At 49.9% G+C, this 19,522-nt stretch carries 16 protein-coding genes; 7 read left to right on the forward strand and 9 right to left on the reverse strand.

Features of this window, described 5'->3' with window-relative positions; genetic code table 11:
- Positions 1-21 precede the first annotated feature (21 nt).
- Together purU and JL661_RS08295 are read right to left on the reverse strand one after the other, a co-directional pair.
- Positions 22-891 (reverse strand): formyltetrahydrofolate deformylase, encoded by an 870-nt coding sequence (purU, locus tag JL661_RS08290; RefSeq protein ID WP_218481057.1) that lies wholly within the window; start codon positions 889-891, stop codon positions 22-24.
- Positions 892-936: 45 nt separating this feature from the next.
- Positions 937-1,413, reverse strand: a complete 477-nt coding sequence (locus tag JL661_RS08295) for a YchJ family metal-binding protein (RefSeq protein WP_024473186.1) — start codon at positions 1,411-1,413, stop codon at positions 937-939.
- A gap of 168 nt (positions 1,414-1,581) precedes the next feature.
- Between JL661_RS08295 and rssB the strand changes: the two genes are divergently transcribed.
- The 4 genes from rssB (at position 1,582) to JL661_RS08315 (ending at position 6,070) form a co-directional block, all read left to right on the forward strand.
- Positions 1,582-2,610, forward strand: coding sequence for a two-component system response regulator RssB (gene rssB, locus JL661_RS08300; protein WP_062771546.1), 1,029 nt, complete (start codon positions 1,582-1,584; stop codon positions 2,608-2,610).
- Positions 2,611-2,773: 163 nt separating this feature from the next.
- On the forward strand, positions 2,774-3,679 hold the full coding sequence (galU, locus tag JL661_RS08305) for a UTP--glucose-1-phosphate uridylyltransferase GalU (protein WP_024473184.1): 906 nt from the start codon (positions 2,774-2,776) through the stop codon (positions 3,677-3,679).
- A 22-nt stretch (positions 3,680-3,701) separates the two neighbouring features.
- Complete coding sequence (locus JL661_RS08310) at positions 3,702-5,045, forward strand: UDP-glucose dehydrogenase family protein (RefSeq protein WP_004238197.1); 1,344 nt, start codon at positions 3,702-3,704, stop codon at positions 5,043-5,045.
- A gap of 8 nt (positions 5,046-5,053) precedes the next feature.
- Complete coding sequence (locus JL661_RS08315; RefSeq protein WP_024473183.1) at positions 5,054-6,070, forward strand: NAD-dependent epimerase; 1,017 nt, start codon at positions 5,054-5,056, stop codon at positions 6,068-6,070.
- Between the two features lie 115 nt (positions 6,071-6,185).
- Here the strand turns inward: JL661_RS08315 and JL661_RS08320 are convergent, their stop codons facing one another.
- Positions 6,186-6,596 carry an H-NS family histone-like protein gene (locus JL661_RS08320; RefSeq protein WP_004238195.1) on the reverse strand — a complete coding sequence of 137 codons (411 nt, stop codon included), beginning with the start codon at positions 6,594-6,596 and terminating at the stop codon, positions 6,186-6,188.
- A gap of 500 nt (positions 6,597-7,096) precedes the next feature.
- Here JL661_RS08320 and JL661_RS08325 point away from each other — a divergent pair, with 500 nt between their 5' ends.
- Entirely contained in the window at positions 7,097-7,699 is a 603-nt protein-coding gene (locus JL661_RS08325; protein ID WP_004239170.1) for a thymidine kinase, read from the forward strand.
- Between the two features lie 350 nt (positions 7,700-8,049).
- On the opposite strand, the gene adhE is transcribed toward JL661_RS08325, so the two are convergent.
- The gene (adhE, locus tag JL661_RS08330; protein ID WP_004239173.1) at positions 8,050-10,710 is read right to left on the reverse strand and encodes a bifunctional acetaldehyde-CoA/alcohol dehydrogenase; all 2,661 of its coding nucleotides are present in this window, start codon (positions 10,708-10,710) and stop codon (positions 8,050-8,052) included.
- Between the two features lie 555 nt (positions 10,711-11,265).
- On the opposite strand from adhE, the gene JL661_RS08335 reads away from it, so the two are divergent.
- Complete coding sequence (locus tag JL661_RS08335) at positions 11,266-11,913, forward strand: YchE family NAAT transporter (RefSeq protein WP_004239175.1); 648 nt, start codon at positions 11,266-11,268, stop codon at positions 11,911-11,913.
- A gap of 66 nt (positions 11,914-11,979) precedes the next feature.
- Here the strand turns inward: JL661_RS08335 and JL661_RS08340 are convergent, their stop codons facing one another.
- The 5 genes from JL661_RS08340 to JL661_RS08360 form a co-directional block, all read right to left on the reverse strand.
- On the reverse strand, positions 11,980-12,705 hold the full coding sequence (locus JL661_RS08340; protein ID WP_036408083.1) for an ABC transporter ATP-binding protein: 726 nt from the start codon (positions 12,703-12,705) through the stop codon (positions 11,980-11,982).
- A complete protein-coding gene (locus JL661_RS08345; RefSeq protein WP_062771548.1) occupies positions 12,692-13,540 on the reverse strand; it encodes an ABC transporter ATP-binding protein in 849 nt (282 codons plus the stop codon). The genes JL661_RS08340 and JL661_RS08345 overlap by 14 nt, the downstream gene beginning before the upstream one ends.
- On the reverse strand, positions 13,533-14,357 hold the full coding sequence (locus JL661_RS08350; RefSeq protein ID WP_004238189.1) for an ABC transporter permease: 825 nt from the start codon (positions 14,355-14,357) through the stop codon (positions 13,533-13,535). Before JL661_RS08350 ends, JL661_RS08345 begins: the two co-directional genes overlap by 8 nt.
- Positions 14,354-15,400, reverse strand: a complete 1,047-nt coding sequence (locus JL661_RS08355) for an ABC transporter permease (RefSeq protein WP_004238188.1) — start codon at positions 15,398-15,400, stop codon at positions 14,354-14,356. Before JL661_RS08355 ends, JL661_RS08350 begins: the two co-directional genes overlap by 4 nt.
- 79 nt (positions 15,401-15,479) lie before the next feature.
- The gene (locus tag JL661_RS08360; protein ID WP_062771550.1) at positions 15,480-17,048 is read right to left on the reverse strand and encodes an ABC transporter substrate-binding protein; all 1,569 of its coding nucleotides are present in this window, start codon (positions 17,046-17,048) and stop codon (positions 15,480-15,482) included.
- Positions 17,049-17,791: 743 nt separating this feature from the next.
- Between JL661_RS08360 and JL661_RS08365 the strand changes: the two genes are divergently transcribed.
- The gene (locus tag JL661_RS08365) at positions 17,792-19,423 is read left to right on the forward strand and encodes an ABC transporter substrate-binding protein (RefSeq protein WP_004238182.1); all 1,632 of its coding nucleotides are present in this window, start codon (positions 17,792-17,794) and stop codon (positions 19,421-19,423) included.
- Positions 19,424-19,522: the final 99 nt, after the last annotated feature.

A 19,522-nucleotide genomic window follows, 5' to 3' on the forward strand; every position in this document is an offset into this window, starting at 1 on the left:
CAACTTCAGGCAATTAAGCCGTTATAAAATGACAGTGCGGTTACCGTAAACGAATACCCGTTGTGTCAGAACACGCCCCAGGGCATGGCTGAGCACATTTTTTTCCACGTCACGACCGGCCATGACCATATCATCGGCGCTGTAAGTGTGGTCGACGTTAATCACGCTCTGGTGAATGATCGGACCTTCATCGAGGTTATCATTCACATAGTGCGCGGTGGCACCGATAATCTTCACGCCGCGCTCATATGCCTGATGATAAGGCCGTGCGCCGATAAAGGCCGGCAGGAAGGAGTGGTGGATGTTGATAATCTGGTTCGGATAGTGCTGCACAAATGCCGGGGTCAGCACACGCATGTATTTCGCCAGCACGACGTAATCCGGCTGATACTGGTCAATCTGCTGAATGATCTGCATATCATGCTGCTCACGGGTCAGTCCGTCGTGGCTGATATGATGGAACGGAATACCAAACTGTGTGACCAGATGAGACAACAGGTCGTGGTTGCCGATAACCGCTGCGATTTCGACATCCAGACCGCCGTAGGCGCTTTTCATCAGAATATCGCCGAGGCAGTGTGCTTCTTTGGTCACCATAATGACAATACGGCGGCGTCCGGCGGAGGTTAATTCGCGCGTGGAGCCTTTCGGCAGGGCATCATCCAGGTCGGCCAGCAGGGTTTCATCGTTAAAAATCCCTTCCAGCTCGGTGCGCATAAAAAAGCGGCCGGTACGGTGATCAACGAATTCATTGTTCTGGACAATATTCAGCTGATGCTTGTAACAAATATTGGTGATCTTGGCGATAAGACCTTTTGCGTCAGGGCAAATGGTTCGCAGAATTTTTTTTCTGGCTCGTCTGGTGTTGCATGGAAGGTGTGGATCCTTAATAACTGATGTCGGTGATGTTTGTTTACAGAAAGTGCCTGTCCGGTGTCAGGCACAGCATTTTTTATATTTTTTTCCGGAGCCGCAGGGGCAGGGGTCATTACGGCCGATCTGTGGTTTTACGCCGTCGAGGTACATCCAGGCACCGTCAGTCAGGCGAAAACGGGAACGTTCGTGAATGAATTGTTTATCTTCGGACTTTTTATCAATAAAGCAAGCACAAAATTCAACGAAAGCCTCGTCCGGCGCGGTGCCGGGCTGAAAATCAATGACATTCAGTCCCAGCCATTCCGTTTCACCGAATCCGGCGGTCAGTTCTGTCCGCAGTGCTTCCGCGCGTGCCGGCGGATACCATGTCCGGATCAGATGATCAGCATTATGGGTGACAAACGCACTGTAACGCGAACGCATCAGTGCCCGCGCATCGGGGGCGGACTGCGCACCGGAAAGATAAGGCTGGCAACACTGTGCAAAAGTATCCCCGCTGCCGCACGGGCAGGGATCGGTATCTGTAAAATGAGACATAATTATCAAATAATGTGTTCAGGGTAAATAATCGTAAGGAACAGAGCTCAGATGCTACCGGAAATAGCGATCACACGCTATCCTTAATCTCAGCAGCAGTGCGGGAGCAGCGGCATTCCCGGTGTTCCGGGCACGCTGGGTTGTGAGGCCGGGCAGAAAGGGGATGCGATGAAGCAGGCACTGGACGGAAAACGATTGTTAGTCATCGATGACGACCCGGCATTCAATATGGCGCTGTCATCCTATCTGCGCCTTCTCGGTGCCACGGTGTTATCTGCCGGTGACGGTGCACGCGCATGGGAATGCATAGAACAGGGCTTTCAGCCGGAACTGATTTTCTGTGACCTCAATATGCCGGTGATGACCGGCGCGGAATTTATTGCCCGGTCACAGTCGGATTTACCGGCCATTCCGGTGATTGTTATCTCTGCGACACAAAAAATGTCGGATATCGATGAAGTGCTGCGTCTCGGGGCAAAAGATGTGTTGTTAAAGCCCCTGAACAGGCTGGAAGAAATAAAAAAATTATGTCTGTCCCACCTGTACCCGTCATTTTTCTCACCGGGGGTGCTGGAAAATAATGATCTCTCCGGGATCTGGGCCCAGTTACAGCATAATGTGGATGATGTTTTACGTTTATTAAAACAGCTGAACCCGCCGCCGAGCCAGGTGCTGGCCAATTATCAGATCCGCTATGCGCAATTATCCGATAGCTGCCGGGCGGGGCTGGTATTTGATGTGGCAGAATTTTCTGATAATGAAGTGGCGTTTTATTGTCTCGATATCAGTCAGAATACCGGCAACGGCCCGCTGATGGCGATGTTAATCCGCGTCATCTTTAACGATCTGCTAAAACGCTATATTCATAATCACCACCGGAAATTACCGAGCATGACCGCCATCTTAAATAAGCTGAACCGGTTATTACAGGACGCAGGTATTCCGGGACAGCTGCCGCTGCTGCTGGGGTATTATCACACCCGGCGTAAGTCGGTGTTATTGTCCAGCGCCGGTATCAGTGCGGAATTACGCTCTGATAACCATGTGATCCGTGTTAACCGGGGTATTCCGCTGGGGACACTCTCTTCCGTTTATTCCAGTCAGATAAGTGAATTCAGCCGCCATCTGCAATGCCGGATCTGGAACAGCAGCAGTCAGATTAAATTAAGCCTGACCCCCGGACCACATCAGGGATAATTACCGGACTTTACCAACCCGTTCAGATATTAAACATCTCTTAACACTAAACCGCATTTACGCGGCACAGAGTATTTATCCCGGAAAATTAGCTGGTATACTCAGTCTCATTATTTTTTATAAATCGCGTATTTATTCTGTTTATGCGCATTGAGGATGATGTATGTCAGTGCAGAAAAATAAAGTACACAAGGCTGTGATCCCGGTTGCAGGATTAGGAACACGTATGCTGCCGGCCACAAAAGCGATTCCGAAAGAAATGCTGCCGCTGGTGGATAAACCGCTTATTCAGTATGTGGTGAATGAATGTATCGCGGCGGGGATCACTGAAATTATTTTAGTGACCCACTCATCAAAAAACTCCATTGAAAACCATTTCGATACCAGCTTTGAACTGGAAGCCATCCTGGAAAAACGTGTAAAACGTCAGTTGCTGGATGAAGTCCAGTCAATCTGCCCGCGTCACGTTACTATCATGCAGACCCGTCAGGGGATCGCCAAAGGGCTTGGTCACGCCGTATTATGCGCCAGACCAATGATTGGTGATGAGCCTTTCGCCGTGGTATTGCCGGATGTGATTATTGACGAATACAGTACTGACCTGGCGAAATTCAACCTCAGAGAAATGATTGCGCGTTATGAAGAACACGGTGCAAGCCAGGTAATGGTTGATCCGGTTCCGCAGGAAATGGTGGCAAATTACGGTGTGGTGGATTGCCACGGTGAAAATCTGGCCGCCGGTGAAAGCAAACCGATGTTTGCCGTGGTGGAAAAACCGGAACCGGCCAAAGCACCGTCGAATATGTCTATTGTCGGCCGTTATGTGCTTTCCCAGGATATCTGGCCGCTGCTGGGGAAAACTGCCCCGGGAGCCGGTGATGAGATCCAGCTGACTGACGCTATCGCTATGCTGATTGAAAAAAATCCGGTGGAGGCGTACCGTCTGGTAGGCCGCAGCCATGACTGCGGCGACAAAATGGGCTATATGAAAGCCTTTGTCGAATACAGCATGCGTCATAAGCACCTGGGCCGTGAATTCTCAGATTGGCTGAAAACATTACAGAATTAATAATTGTTGCAATAGGTGAACTATGAAAGTAACCGTATTTGGAATCGGATATGTCGGTCTTGTGCAGGCGACTGTACTGGCGGAAGTCGGCCATGATGTTATGTGTGTCGATGTTGATGCAAAAAAAGTGGAAAACCTGAAAAACGGTGTGATCCCTATTTTTGAACCGGGCCTGACCCCGCTGGTGAAGAAAAACTATGAAGAAGGTCGTTTAAGCTTCACTACGGATGCGGCACTGGGTGTGGCACACGGCACACTGCAATTCATCGCGGTCGGTACACCGCCGGATGAAGACGGCTCTGCGGATCTGCAATATGTCACCGCGGTTGCCCGTACTATTGCACAGCATATGCAGGACTACAAAGTGGTTATCGATAAATCCACCGTTCCGGTCGGTACCGCGGATAAAGTTAACGCCACGATTAAAGCCACACTGGCTGAACGCGGCGCGGATATTGCCTATGACGTGGTGTCCAACCCTGAATTCCTGAAGGAAGGGGCGGCGGTTGCTGACTGCATGCGTCCTGAGCGCATTGTTATCGGCTGTGATAATGATCGTGTTATCGATATTATCCGCGAACTGTATGAGCCGTTTAACCGTAATCACGACCGCATGATTGTGATGGATATCCGCAGTGCGGAGCTGACCAAATACGCGGCAAACTGCATGCTGGCGACAAAAATCAGCTTTATGAATGAGATCTCCAACCTGGCGGAAATGCTGGGCGCGGATATTGAGAATGTGCGCCAGGGTATCGGTTCTGACTCCCGTATCGGTTATCACTTTATTTATCCGGGCTGCGGCTACGGTGGTTCCTGCTTCCCGAAAGACGTGCAGGCGCTGATCCGCACCGCGGAACATATCGGCTTTACCCCGCGCATTCTGCGTGCGGTGGAAGAAGTGAACGAACAGCAGAAATACAAACTGCCGTCCTTTATCAAACGTCATTTCGGTGAAAACCTGGAAGGTAAAACCTTCGCGGTCTGGGGCCTGTCTTTTAAACCGAATACCGATGATATGCGTGAAGCCTCCAGCCGTATCCTGTTACAGGAATTATGGGCCGCCGGTGCCAAAGTTCAGGCGTATGACCCGGAAGCGATGCAGGAAGCGCAGCGTATTTTCGGGCTGCGTGATGACCTGGCGCTGATGGGTACCAAAGAAGCGGCACTGCATAATGCGGATGCACTGGTTATCTGTACTGAGTGGCAGAGTTTCCGTGCGCCGGACTTCGATGCTATCAAAGCAGGACTGAAAACCCCGGTTATTTTTGACGGACGTAACCTTTATGACCCGGAACGTTTAGAAAATCGCGGCTTTATCTATTATGGTATAGGCCGTGGTGCTTCCATTAATCCGGTAATCTGAGTCTGAATATGAAAATACTTGTAACCGGCGCGGCTGGTTTTATTGGTTATCATGTCTCGCAGCGCCTGCTTGAGCAGGGGCACGAGGTTGTCGGTGCTGACAACCTGAATGACTATTATGATGTGAATCTCAAACAGGCCCGTCTTGATCTGTTATTACCGCATCCGCAATTTCAGTTTTTTAAAATGGATTTGTCGGAGAAAGCGGCTGTCAGTGAGCTGTTCGCCGCACAGAAATTTGAGCGGGTGATCCACCTGGCGGCACAGCCGGGCGTGCGTTACTCCATCCAGAACCCGATGGCGTATATTGACGCGAATATTCTGGGGCATATGAATATTCTGGAAGGGTGCCGTCATCATAACGTCGGGCATCTGATCTACTCCTCCTCAAGTTCAGTATACGGTCTGAACCGCAAACAGCCGTTCTCTGTTGAGGATGATGTGGACCATCCGGTGTCGTTGTATGCGGCAACGAAAAAAGCCAATGAATTAATGTCACACAGTTATTCACATCTTTATCAGTTGCCGACAACCGGTCTGCGGTTCTTCACCGTCTACGGCCCGTGGGGTCGTCCGGATATGGCGTTATTTAAGTTTGTGAAAGCCATGCTGGACGGAAAACCGATCGATGTATATAACCACGGCAATATGGTGCGTGATTTCACCTATGTCGGTGATATTGCGGAAGCGGTGGTGCGTCTGGTGGATGTGATTCCGGCGGTGAATAATGACTGGACGGTGGAAGAGGGGCTGAAGTCAGCCAGCTCTGCGCCGTACAAAATTTATAATGTCGGTAACGGTCAGCCGACCCGGCTGGGTGATTTTATTCAGGCGATTGAAACGGCGCTGGATATTAAAGCCAATAAACACTATATGGATATGCAGGATGGTGACGTGTTATCCACCTGTGCAGACTCCTCCGAATTGTATAAAACGATTGGTTTCTCACCGGATACGCCGGTTAATTACGGCGTGCAGCAGTTTGTTGACTGGTATATGTCGTTTTATCACGGAAAAAATAAATAACAGCAACGGTTATAAGTATAAAAAAAGGAGGCGAAAGCCTCCTTTTTGCTGTCCGTCAGACCGGAAGATATAAAAAAGCCCTTCAGAGAAGGGCTTTTCCGGCAGATATTATCACTTACTTGATTAAGAAATCGTTCAGAGATTTACCTTCGTTATCGATAGCTTGTTTGATCACAGCTGGTGTACGACCCTGGCCGGTCCAGGTTTTGCTTTCACCGTTTTCATCGATATATTCGTATTTGGCAGGGCGCTGAGCACGCTTGGATTTGCGGGCTGTTTTGCCTGTACCCATAGACTGAATTAATTCTTCCGGGTTGATATTCTGCTTTTCAAGCAGCTGACGGAATTCTTCTAATTTACGGGTGCGCTCTTCTTCTTTAGCCTGAGCCTGGGATTCTTCCAGACGGCGTTCTTCAACAACAGAAGTCAGCTTTTCCAGAATTTCTTCTAAAACTTCTAAGCTGGATTCTCTCGCCTGAGCGCGAAGAGTACGGATATTATTAAATGGCTTCAAAGATTCACTCATAATCCTGGTCTCAAATTAAATGTTGGCTGGTGTGTAGATAATAATAGATTGCTATTTAAAAATCTGCAATAGCAAATTTCGGAGTAAGGTTAAAACACATTTTTTTTTAAAAGCAATTATTTCTGAGGAATAATAAGGGTCTTTTTGGCTTTTCGTTTAAATTTGATAAGGGGACGGGGTGAAAATGTGTTGATGTTCAGCATCTTCATAAAAATTGTTCATAAATGTGGTAGGGAATACAAATTATATTTAACCTTATCTTATGTAAAGAAACGTTATTCTTCGCTCCCGGTATAATGAAAAACAGGACAACGCGAAGGATAGCCGATAACAACAGTGAATATCCGGTATGTAACCATGACCTATGTGAATTTACGTGTGCGATGAACTCAGGATATTGTGCATGCGATCACGGCATGAATGAAATACAGATTGCGCTGTTTTTAACACTAATGTGTTAGTATTGTCCCGGATCTTGAATGTGTAAGGGGAGAGAGCCGGTGGCTCAGCTTTATTTTTATTACTCCGCAATGAATGCGGGAAAATCGACAGCGTTACTGCAGTCATCCTATAACTACAATGAACGCGGCATGCGCACGCTGATATTTACCGCAGAGATAGACAACCGCTATGAGCAGAGCAAAGTTACCTCACGTATCGGCCTGAGCGCCGATGCGCGGGTCTTTGGCCCTGAGACGGACGTAAGCTCGGTTATTATCCGTGAACATCAGCAGACACCCGTACACTGCGTATTAATCGATGAATGCCAGTTCCTGACCAAAGCGCAGGTGGAACAGCTCTGCTGTATCGTCGACGATATTGATATCCCGGTTCTGTGTTACGGGTTACGCACAGACTTTAAAGGTGAGTTATTCAGCGGCAGTCATTATTTATTAGCCTGGGCGGATAAATTAGTTGAATTAAAAACTATTTGTTATTGCGGACGAAAAGCCAGCCGTGTTTTACGTTACGACGGACAGGGGCGGGTTATGTCAGATGGTGCACAAATTGACATCGGCGGTAATGAAAAATATGTATCCGTCTGCCGCAAACATTACAATGAAGCGATACGCGAAGTAAAAGCAGCAGAATATCGGTCATAAATCAGGGAAGTCTCTCTGTTATACAAAAAGTGCCGGACGTCATTGTCCGGTTTTTTTTATATCCGCTGCGGATTGCGCCGGATATCAAAAAACACCGGAACGGTTTCTGCAGGGAAAGTGATGAGGCGGTATTTGAGTCAGCAGGGATAAAATACCGGTGAATACCCCCGGGAGTTACTACAGTTTTGTAACGGGTATTAAGTGAAATATTAAAAACCGTCTGTTCCGGAAAACATGATCAAAAGTGAACAGCTGTTAATACAAAGACAATTATTTAATAATTATTATGAGACGGATATAAAAAAGCCCTCCGGGGAGGGCTTTATGGTTATTATTTGCCGGATTGATGATTATTTCTTAGCATTCCGTTTGGCAACCGGTTTTGGTGCCGCTACAGGAACAGATTCGTCATAGGTGCGTCCGTAATAGGTATCCAGCATAATTTGTTTTAATTCTGCAATCAGCGGATAGCGCGGGTTTGCACCGGTACACTGGTCATCAAAGGCATCTTCGGACAGTTTATCCAGTTTTGCCAGGAATTCCGCTTCCGGCACACCGGCTTCACGGATGGATTTCGGGATCCCCAGAGAGGCTTTGATTTCGTCCAGCCAGATCAGCAGTTTTTCAATTTTCTGCGCGGTACGGTCACCGGCAGCACTCAGTTGCAGATGGTCAGCAATCTCCGCGTAACGGCGGCGTGCCTGAGGACGGTCATACTGGCTGAACGCAGTCTGTTTGGTCGGGTTATCGGTAGCGTTATAACGGATGACGTTACAGATAAGCAGGGCATTAGCCAGACCATGCGGAATATGGAACTCAGAGCCCAGTTTGTGCGCCATGGAGTGACATACCCCGAGGAAGGCGTTGGCAAACGCGATACCGGCGATAGTCGCGGCATTGTGTACACGTTCACGGGCAACCGGGTTCTTCGCACCTTCGTGATAGCTGGCCGGTAAAAACTCTTTCAGCAGTTTCAGTGCCTGTAATGCCTGGCCGTCAGAGAATTCGTTTGCCAGCACGGATACATACGCTTCCAGTGCGTGAGTGACGGCATCCAGCCCGCCGAAAGCGGTGAGGGATTTCGGCATGTTCATCACCAGGTTGGCATCAACAATTGCCATATCCGGGGTCAGGGCATAGTCCGCCAGCGGGTATTTCTGGCCGGTGGTATCATCTGTCACAACCGCGAACGGAGTCACTTCAGAACCGGTACCGGATGTGGTGGTGATAGCAACCATTTTCGCTTTCACGCCCATTTTCGGGAACTTATAGATACGTTTGCGGATATCCATAAAGCGCAGTGCCAGTTCCTCAAAATGTGTTTCCGGATGTTCATACATCACCCACATAATTTTGGCTGCATCCATCGGGGAGCCGCCGCCGAGGGCAATAATCACGTCAGGTTTGAAGCTGTTCATCTGCTCCGCACCTTTGCGGACCACAGAAAGTGTCGGGTCAGCTTCCACTTCAAAGAAAATCTCCACTTCCATACCGTAGGATTTCAGCACACGGGTGACTTCATCCACATAGCCGTTATTGAACAGATAGCCGTCAGTCACGATAAAGGCGCGTTTTGCACCGTCACCGGCGATCTCTTCCAGGGCAACCGGCAGAGAACCACGGCGGAAATAGATAGATTTCGGAAGTTTATGCCACAACATATTTTCAGCTCGTTTTGCCACGGTTTTGGTGTTGATCAGGTGTTTCGGCCCGACGTTTTCGGAGATGGAGTTACCCCCCCAGGAGCCGCAACCCAGTGTCAGTGACGGAGACAGTTTGAAGTTATACAGGTCGCCGATCCCGCCCTGTGATGCAGGGGTATTAATCAGGATACGTGCGGTTTTCATCTTCTCACCGAAGAATTTTACGCGCTCCGGCTGGTTATCCTGATCGGTATATAAGCAGGAGGTGTGGCCGATCCCGCCCATTTCCACCAGTTTTTCCGCTTTGATCACCGCATCTTCAAAATCTTTGCCGCGGTACATGGCTAACAGCGGGGAGAGTTTTTCGTGTGCAAACGGCTCGGATTCATCCACCACGGAGACCGCACCGATAAGAATTTTGGTCCATGCAGGTACTTCGATGCCGGCCATTTCAGCAATTTTCACCGCAGACTGACCGACAATTTTCGCATTCAGTCCGCCGTTGAGCAGAATAATGTCCTGAACGGCTTTCAGTTCTTTGCCTTTCAGAATATAACCACCGTGGGTTTCAAAACGTTCTTTAACCTGTTCATACACATCATCCACCACGATAACCGATTGCTCAGAGGCACAAATCACGCCGTTATCGAAGGTTTTTGACATCAGAATAGAGGCCACCGCGCGTTTGATATCAGCGGTTTCATCAATCACGACAGGGGTGTTACCCGCGCCCACACCAATGGCCGGTTTACCGGAACTGTAGGCTGCTTTCACCATGCCCGGCCCGCCGGTGGCGAGGATCAGGTTAGTATCCGCGTGATGCATCAGGGCATTGGATAATTCCACAGACGGCTCGTCGATCCAGCCGATAATATCTTTCGGGGCACCGGCGGCAACAGCCGCGTTGAGGACAATTTCAGCCGCTCTGTTAGTGGCTTTTTTTGCACGCGGATGCGGGGAGAAAATGATCCCGTTACGGGTTTTCAGGCTGATCAGCGCTTTAAAAATTGCGGTGGAGGTCGGGTTAGTGGTCGGGACGATACCGCAGATAATACCGATAGGCTCTGCGATGGTGATGGTGCCGAAGGTCGGGTCTTCCGATAAGATGCCGCAGGTTTTCTCATCGCGGTAGGCGTTATAGATATATTCAGAAGCAAAATGGTTTTTGATCACTTTATCTTCAATAATACCCATGCCGGACTCTTCAACTGCCAGTTTTGCCAGCGGGATACGGGCATCTGCTGCGGCGAGTGCCGCCGCCCGGAAGATAGCATCCACCTGTTCCTGGGAGAAACCGGCAAACTCGCGCTGAGCTTTCTTCACGCGGGCAACTAATTCATTGAGTTCGGTAACGTTCGTTACGGCCATACAGATCACTCCTGATAAATTGTTAAACTTTTTAAGCAAATCAGCGGATTGATACAATTTGATTATAGCGGTGATATCTTCCGGTAACTAAATCGATTTTGCCGGTAACATAATGCAGATATGCCCGCTGATTTGCTTAAAAAGCCCGTCAGGTCTTTCTGTTCACATTATAGTTGAATCGATTCAACTATAATGAAAGCAGCTTAACATTCAGGGGAAATATTAAAGTGATCCAAATCACAAATATATCAAGCTGACACCATTCAGCATGAGTCAAAACGGGAACAATACGGAGTGACGGGAATGATATCGGGTTTCAATTTCACAGAAGAACTGATGATTGTCTGAAATTCAGGCAGAAGTAAGGTGATATAACTGTATCGAATCAGCCGGAAGCAGAAAATATTCTGCGTAAAGCAATTCCTTTTCCTGCACATTCAACGGTATGATGTCTGTGTTAATAATCACATTTATAATTATTACAACCCCCAGGCGATAGCCTGCTGTTATTATCAGCAGACTATCACTGTATTATCATCAGGTTGAGGATCCTTTGTGGGCAACACTTTGCTGGATTTTTCCGGTTATTTAAAATTTTTTGTCGGCTTATTTGCCTTAGTCAACCCGGTCGGTATTCTGCCGGTCTTTATGAGCATGACAAATTATCAGACTGCCGCAGTGCGCAATAAGACCAACATGATTGCGAACTTTTCGGTGGCCGTGATTTTGTGCACATCACTTCTGGTCGGCGATAAGATCCTCATTATGTTCGGTATTTCCATCGAATCTTTCCGGATAGCAGGGGGGACACTGATTGTCCTCATCGCCATGTCCATGATCAGCGGTAAGCTGGGGGAAGATAAGCAGAACAAACAGGAACAGTCGGAAACGGCTATCCGCGACAATATCGGTGTGGTGCCGCTGGCACTGCCGCTGATGGCGGGGCCGGGGGCTATCAGTTCCTGTGTGGTCTGGAGTGCCCGCTGGCAGGGCTGGCAGAACTTTTTCGGACTGGCGCTGACCAGCATCGTGTTCGCGTTCTGTTGCTGGCTGTTGTTCCGCTCTGCAGGACTGTGGGTGAAATACCTCGGACAAACCGGTATCAACGTTGTGACCCGTATTATGGGTCTGATGCTGATGTCATTAGGTATTGAGCTGATCATTACCGGCATGAAAATGAGTTTCCCGGGATTATTGTCATAATCACGCAGTTCATTATTATCAGAACGGGGCCATCGGCCCCGTTTTTACACCTCGTTTTTATATCTCTCAGTTATCCATCCGGTGGTCGCCGCGCAGCAGGGCGGCGCGATCAAATTCCCGTTCAATTTTCCCGTTCGCCATAAATGCCGCCCGGTCTGACATATGCGCCACCACATCCGCATCGTGACTGACCAGCAGATAGGTCATGCCGTGGGCGGTTTTCAGATGATTAAGCAGATTGAGAATTTCCGCCTGCACAGACATATCAAGCGCGGATGTTGGTTCATCGAGTAACAGGATCTGCGGGTGCAGCATCAGGGCACGGGCAATAGCAATGCGCTGGCGCTGCCCGCCGGAGAGCTGATGCGGATAACGCTGTGCCACATCCGGCGGCAGCCCGACAGATACAATGGCCTCTGCCACCCGGTTGCCGATGTCATTTTCGCGGTGAATGCGTAACGGTTCTGAAAGTGCCCGGTGAATAGTATGGAAAGGATGCAGAGACGCATAAGGATCCTGAAAGACCATCTGCACATTGCGGCGCAAAGCCCCCTGATAACGCTGACCGGGGTGGATATGTTGTGACAGCAGCTGTACGCCGCCCAGCCATTCCCGCTGCAACCCGGCAATCACCCGCAAAATAGTGGATTTTCCGCAGCCGGACTCACCGATAAGACTGAACGTCTCTCCGGCATTAAGATGAAAACCGGCCTGACAAACAACCTGCCGCTGCCCGAAGCTGACGGAAAGATTATTAACTTCAATAATCGGTGCTGAATTATTTTCCGGCATGATGTATCTCCTGAGTCAGTGACGCCTGCAGGGCGGTGCGATCCAATACCGGCAAATCGGTGCCGTACGTCTGTGCATCCGGGCGGCAGGTCCACAATGTGCGGGTGTAAGGATGCGTTGCCTGCGGCAGTTGTGCGGCGGGCAGTTCATCCACCTGCTGACCCTGATACATCACCATTACGCGCTGACAATGAGCTGCCACCAGCGGCAAATCATGACTTATCAGCAGCAACCCCATGCGGCGCTCCTCACACTGGCTGACAATCAGCTCCAGAATCTGGTGGCGCAGCCGGGCATCCAGGGCGGAAGTTGGTTCGTCGGCAATTAAGACTGACGGGTTGTTGATCAGAGCAATCGCAATCATGGCTCGCTGTCCCATACCGCCGGAAAGCTGCCCCGGATAGCGGGAGAGCGCCTGTTCTGATAACCCGGCGGCACGGGCCATTTCAAAAACACGGTCGCGGCGGTCTGATTTGTTCAGTGTCTGGTGGCGCAGCAGGGATTCCTCAATTTGCTGATACAGATTTCTGACCGGATTCAGCGCATAGCGCGGATCCTGCATGATCATGGCAATGTCATTGCCGCGCAGTGCCGCCCACTGTTTTTCCCGCAGAGACAGCAGGGAGGTCTGACCGAATGTCAGTGTATCCGCACTGACAATCCCGGGTTTGCGCACCAGCCCCATCAGCGCCCTGGCGGTCATGGATTTGCCGGAACCGGACTCCCCGACCAGCGCCAGCCGTTCCTGTCCCAGGGTAAAGGAGACATTTTTCACCACTTGTGCGCGGGGGTAATCCACACACAAATTACGGACACAAATAAGCGGCTCAGTCATGTTGCGGCTCCATAATATCCCGTAAACCATCACCCAGAAGATTGAATGCCATACCGGCAATCAGAATGGCCGCGCCGGGAACGGCGGCTATCCACCACTGGTCAAAAATAACCTGCATACCATCAGCAATCATGGCTCCCCATTCCGCCATCGGCGGTTGTGCGCCCAGCCCGAGGAAACCCAGACCGGCGGCCGCCAGGATAATGGTGGCGAGATCCAGTGCCAGCCGGACAATAGCTGACGGCAGACAGAGCGGCAGAATGTGTCCCCACAGCAGACGCAGACCACGGATCCCCAGCATTTCCGCACTGGCCAGATAATCACTGTTGCGCAGATGGCGGATTTCACTGCGTGCCTGGCGGGCATAGGCGGGCCACGAGGTCAGGGCGAGAGCCAGTGCGCCGTTAATCAGCCCCGGGCCGAGAATAGCAACAAAGGCAAACGCGAGGATCAGGCGCGGCATCGACATGACAATATCGGTAAAGCGCATCAGAATCGTTTCCACCCAGCGGCCGTAAAATCCGGCCAGAATGCCGATCAATAACCCGGCGGGCAGGGTGATTGCTGCGACCAGTGCAACCAGACCAAACATCGGGCGGGTGCCGTAGATCAGGCGGGAGAGCACATCACGTCCGTAGCTGTCCGTTCCGAGCCAGTGTTGAGCATCCGGTGCCAGCAGGCGTTGTGCCGGGTTTTGCAGTACCGGGTCATAAGGGGCGAGCCACGGCGCAAACAACGCCACCAGCAGCAGAAACAGAATAATCAGGGTGCCCGTCAGCGCGGACGGGGAACGGCGGATTTTCGGCAGTAATGTCATGATTTCACCCGCGGATCCGTTAAACGCACAATCATATCTGTCACGTTATTAATAAAGATAAAGCAGATACCGATCACCAGGGTCCCGCCCATTACGGCGGTGGTATCCCCGGCAAATAAGGCGGCGGTCAGGTAACGGCCGATGCCGGGCCAGGAAAAGACCGTTTCGGTCAGTACCGCGCCCTCCAGCATCCCTGTATAGGCAAGGGCAATCACTGTGATCAGCGTCCCCCGGATATTCGGCAGCACATGACGGAACAGTACCTGCATGTCGGTATTGCCTTTGGCGCGGGCCAGCGTGACATACTCTTTATTCATTTCACTCAGACAGGCGGCGCGCGTCAGCCGGGTGATCCCCGCCAGGCAAAAATAGGCCAGTAACGACACCGGCAGGATCAGGTGTGCCACCGCATTGGTAAATGCGCCGGGGTCATCGGACAACCAGGTGTCGATCAGCACAAAACCGGTTTTCGCCTCGACGGTATACTGGTAGATATCATCCAGCCGCCCCGGGCCGGGGCTCCATTGCAGCGTGGCGTAGAACAGCAGCAGCATCAGCAGTCCCAGCCAGAAAACCGGTACTGAGTTGCCAAGGAGTGTCAGGGTGCGGATGATAAAATCAAATGGTGTTCCGGCATAACGGGCGCATAACACGCCGCAGAGAATGCCGAGCGAAGCGCCGATCAACAGTGAGAGCGTCGCCAGTTCAATGGTCGCGGGCAGGGTGGTCAGCACGCCGTCGAGCACCGGCTGTCCCATAGAGGAGGCCATGCCGAGATCGCCGTGCAGCAGACGCTCTGCATAATGCCAGAACTGAATATAGACGGGTTGATCGAGCCCCAGCTCCAGCCGTACCTGCTCATAGGTCTCATGGCTGGCGTGATCGCCGACAATCTGTAATACCCGGTCAACCGGTGAGAGTGCCGACAATGCAAAGGTGATCACCAGTAATCCGAGCAGTGTCAGCGCAAGGGTAAAAATACCCTGAAGCGTCACACGCAGCGTATGGCGAAACAGTGTTCCGGCAGGGGAAATATCGGACATACAGCAGTTCCTGAATAAAAACAAAACACACAAACCCCGTCAGCGATACTGACGGGGTGATAACCGGAAAATCAGCAGATTATTTGGTGACTCTGTCGTAATACACCATGTCAGCGTTCAGTCCCTGCTGATAGCCTTTCACATTGTCACGCAGTACCACCTGGTTTTGTCCCTGTGCCATAAAGACATACGGAGAACTGCGCTGTAATTCTTCCTGCATGGCGGTATACATTTGCGCACGTTTGGCTTTATCCGGCTCAGCGACCGCTTTCAGCGTGGTTTGTGATAACTGAGGAATATCCCAGCCGTTCAGCCACGCAACAGTGCTGCTCTTGCCGTCATTAAAGGCGAAGGCGCTGGCATTGGAATGGGCATCAAAATAGTCCGGGATCCAGAAACGGATGGCCGCCTGATGCTGGCGTGACCGTACGCGGGAATAGACCTGGCTGCCCGCCGCCGGTAATAATTCCACTTTGATACCGCCTTGCGCAAAACTGGCCTGAAGTGATTGAGCTATAGTGATATACGGTGGCTTGTTTTCCACATCGAGGGTGAAATGGGCATCTTTAATCCCGGCGTTTGCCAGAATCTCTTTGGCTTTGGCCGGATCAAATTTATACGGGTTATTTTCCAGCGCGCCCGGTAAACCGACCGGCAGGAAGCTCTGATGAATAAAATACTGGCCTTTCAGTAGATCGCGGGTAATGCCTTCATAATCCACCAGATAACGGGCCGCTTCCCACAATGCCGGGTTTTTCAGCAGCGGATTGGCACTGTTGCCGGTGTTGAACGCCATATAATCCTGCTCGGCGGACGGAATATTTTCCACTCGTACCCCGGCGCTGTTTTTCAGTGCCGCAGTCTGGTCAGCACCCAGTTCACGGGCAATATCCGCATCACCCTGCTGAATCAGCAGACGGCGGGAAGCCGGATCCGGCACGTTTTTAATAATAATGGACGGGATTTTCGCCTCGCCGGTGGAGACATGCGGGTTAGCGGCCATCACAATCGCCTGGTTTGGCTGATAGACCTTCAGGGAATAAGCACCGCTGCCGGCAGAATGCATTTTCAGCCAGGCATTACCGAAGTCATTATTTTTAATATTCGGTGTCACCAGTTTTTCGTCCACCACTGAGGCTATCGGGGTGGACAACAGATTCAGTGCCACATCCGGGCTGATATCCGCACTCCATTTTATTTTCAGGGTGCGGTCGCCGGTTTTTTCAAACTGCTGCGCGATATTCTCTTTATTCCAGCCAAGAATATTGAGAATAAACGCAGGCGATTTATTCATGACCACAGCGCGCTGGTAAGAGAAGATAATATCTTCCGGGCGTACCGGGTTGCCGGAGGCAAATTTTGCATTCTCTTTAATCCGGACGGTCAGGGTTTTATTGGTGGCATCGGCCTGCCAGTCTTCCAGCAGGATAGCGTCAAGCTGCTCCGGATTATCACGGTTCGGCTGTACCAGGCGCTGATATAAGCTGGGAACGGTCTGGATACTGGACAGTTCATTACTTTCTGCCGGATCCAGACTGACAATATCATCCAGGCTCTGGACAACAATTAAGGTATTCGGTGGTGTGGCGGCAAATGCGGAGACGGAAAAGAGCAGAGCCAGTGACGCTGCCGGATATGTTTTTTTCATATATTTCCCCTGAAACGCGGTGTTATTGATTTTTTGTAATACTGACACGTTAAAAAAAAACGGCGCTGTTTTGCAAAGTCTGTTACGTGCTTGTTTATAACTTTTCGTTATAGCCGAAATTAATCATAGTCTGAAATTGCTGACCGGGAGATTTCACCGGCAAAAAAAGCGGAAAAACAGCTGCAATATAACAACAAGTTATCAGCCCATAAAAAATAACACTAAAAATGGCGCTGTATGAGCGGAGACAGTAACCCGTACTGTTCAGTAATAAACGGGTATAACAGATAAAGGTGGTTAAATAAACAACAGAAACTATATTTGCTGTCAATCCATTATTTTCAGCGCTCACCAGATTGATATTTCAGTGAAATTTTTTACTTTACTCTTTTTATTTACAGTTGTTTTTTAAGTGGTTGTTAATATTTAATCAGTTAAAACTGTGATAGAGGCAGGGTTTTTATCTGGAAAAATTGCTTTTTGTTAATTAAATGTTTACTTTTTTATCCGGGCTGAGCAAAACAGCCGGATCATAAGCAGTCTTGGGTTAATGTTTTATTTCAGCGGCAGAACGGCACTGTTTGCAGATAAAAACAATCACTGCCCCGGAAAATGCACATCAGGCCGGAAAACAGCACCGAAAAACAGGCTGATCCCGTCGCTGACGGCACTTATAAATAAAGCATTTGCGATTTTTTAATCACGTTGTTCATTTAACAGGTGTTATTCAGAAGGGACGGAAGATGAAAAAACACACTATTGCTGTTTCCCTCACGCAGGCGCTGCTGCTGAGTGCACTCTCTTATTCCGCATGGGCGGCACAGGTTCCGCCGGGAACAAAGCTGGCGGAAAAACAGGTTATTGTTATCAATAACGGTACTGAACCGGTATCACTTGATCCGCATAAAGTGGAAGGCGTGCCGGAATCCAACATTATTCTTAATCTGCTGGAAGGGCTGGTTTCCACTGACGGTGATGGTCATATCGTGCCCGGGGTGGCAGAGAGCTGGTCGTCCCCGGATAACCGCATCTGGACATTCACGCTGCGGCCGGATGCTAAGTGGAGTGACGGCTCGCCGGTGACCGCACAGGATTTTGTCTACAGCTGGCGGCGGCTGACTGACCCGAAAACCGCATCACCTTACGGCAGCTATCTGCATTATGCCTATGTCGAAAATGTGGATGATATTATCAGCGGTAAAAAACCACCGGAAAGTCTCGGCGTCAAAGCGGTTGATGACAGAACCTTTCAGGTTCAGCTGACTCAGCCGGTGCCGTATTTCCCGGATATGCTGAGCCATACCGCACTGAAGCCGGTACCGAAAGGGGCGATTGAACAATTTGGTGATAAATGGACATCCGCCGGAAAATTTACCGGTAACGGCGCATATACCCTGTCTGCCTGGAATGTGAATGAACGGCTGGTGCTTAAACGCAACCCGAAATACTGGAATGATAAAGATACCGTGATTGAACAGGCGACATTCCTGCCGCTCCAGTCAGAAACCAGTGATATTAACCGCTACCGCGCCGGTGAAATAGATGTCACCAACAGTTCGGTTCCGCCGGTTCTGTTTGCCAAAATGAAAAAAGATATTCCGGCGCAGGTTCAGATTTCCCCGTATTTATGCACATTCTATTATGAAATAAATAATACCGCGGCACCGTTTACCGACCCGAAAGTACGCGAAGCCGTTAAACTGGGGCTGGATCGCGACATTATCACTCATAAAATCATGGGACAGGGACAAATTCCCGCTTACGGTTTTACCCCGCATTATATTAACGGCGGGCATTTCACCACACCGGAATGGGCATCCCTGACTCAGGAACAGCGCAATGAAAAAGGGCGCAAACTGCTGGAAGAAGCCGGTTACAGCGAAAAAAATCCGCTGACCTTTGAATTGCTCTATAACACGTCCGATCAGAATAAACAGCAGGCAATTGCCGCCGCCTCCATGTGGCAGAAAAATATCGGCGCGAAAGTGGTGCTGAAAAACCAGGAATGGAAAACCTCCAATCAGAATCGCCATGAAGGAAATTATCAGGTAGCCCGGGCGACCTGGTGCGCGGATTACAATGAGCCATCCTCGTTTCTGAACATTTTTCTGTCAGACAGCAGTAATAACACCAGTTTCTACCGGAATATTGCATTTGACAGTGCAATGCAGCGTGCTTTGCTGGCAACGGATGAAAAAACACGTCAATCCGCTTACCAGGAGGCAGAAACTCAGTTAGATCAGGACTCTGCATTAATTCCTGTTTATTATCGCGTGAGTGTCCGGCTGATAAAACCATCAGTCGGCGGAATTACCGGCAATGACCCGCTTGATTATATGGATATTAAGCGCTTATATATGGTAGAAACACATTAATAATAAAAAATTTGCACTCACAGAGTGCGAAAAAAATGAAGGTGCGGAAGTTAAAACGAAAAAGCACCTGATAAAAACGCAACAAACGCAAAACACATT

The organism is Morganella morganii (assembly GCF_019243775.1).
Classification (GTDB): Bacteria; Pseudomonadota; Gammaproteobacteria; order Enterobacterales; family Enterobacteriaceae; genus Morganella; species Morganella morganii.

What these genes read in the sequence shown, in the direction of transcription:
- JL661_RS08315 (WP_024473183.1), top strand. Translation starts at nt 5,054, where the DNA reads ATGAAAATACTTGTAACCGGCGCGGCTGGTTTTATTGGTTATCATGTC.
- JL661_RS08355 (WP_004238188.1), bottom strand. Translation starts at nt 15,400, where the DNA reads ATGTCCGATATTTCCCCTGCCGGAACACTGTTTCGCCATACGCTGCGT.
- JL661_RS08350 (WP_004238189.1), bottom strand. Translation starts at nt 14,357, where the DNA reads ATGACATTACTGCCGAAAATCCGCCGTTCCCCGTCCGCGCTGACGGGC.
- JL661_RS08295 (WP_024473186.1), bottom strand. Translation starts at nt 1,413, where the DNA reads ATGTCTCATTTTACAGATACCGATCCCTGCCCGTGCGGCAGCGGGGAT.
- JL661_RS08345 (WP_062771548.1), bottom strand. Translation starts at nt 13,540, where the DNA reads ATGACTGAGCCGCTTATTTGTGTCCGTAATTTGTGTGTGGATTACCCC.
- rssB (WP_062771546.1), top strand. Translation starts at nt 1,582, where the DNA reads ATGAAGCAGGCACTGGACGGAAAACGATTGTTAGTCATCGATGACGAC.
- JL661_RS08320 (WP_004238195.1), bottom strand. Translation starts at nt 6,596, where the DNA reads ATGAGTGAATCTTTGAAGCCATTTAATAATATCCGTACTCTTCGCGCT.
- JL661_RS08310 (WP_004238197.1), top strand. Translation starts at nt 3,702, where the DNA reads ATGAAAGTAACCGTATTTGGAATCGGATATGTCGGTCTTGTGCAGGCG.
- adhE (WP_004239173.1), bottom strand. Translation starts at nt 10,710, where the DNA reads ATGGCCGTAACGAACGTTACCGAACTCAATGAATTAGTTGCCCGCGTG.
- JL661_RS08340 (WP_036408083.1), bottom strand. Translation starts at nt 12,705, where the DNA reads ATGCCGGAAAATAATTCAGCACCGATTATTGAAGTTAATAATCTTTCC.
- JL661_RS08365 (WP_004238182.1), top strand. Translation starts at nt 17,792, where the DNA reads ATGAAAAAACACACTATTGCTGTTTCCCTCACGCAGGCGCTGCTGCTG.
- JL661_RS08360 (WP_062771550.1), bottom strand. Translation starts at nt 17,048, where the DNA reads ATGAAAAAAACATATCCGGCAGCGTCACTGGCTCTGCTCTTTTCCGTC.
- galU (WP_024473184.1), top strand. Translation starts at nt 2,774, where the DNA reads ATGTCAGTGCAGAAAAATAAAGTACACAAGGCTGTGATCCCGGTTGCA.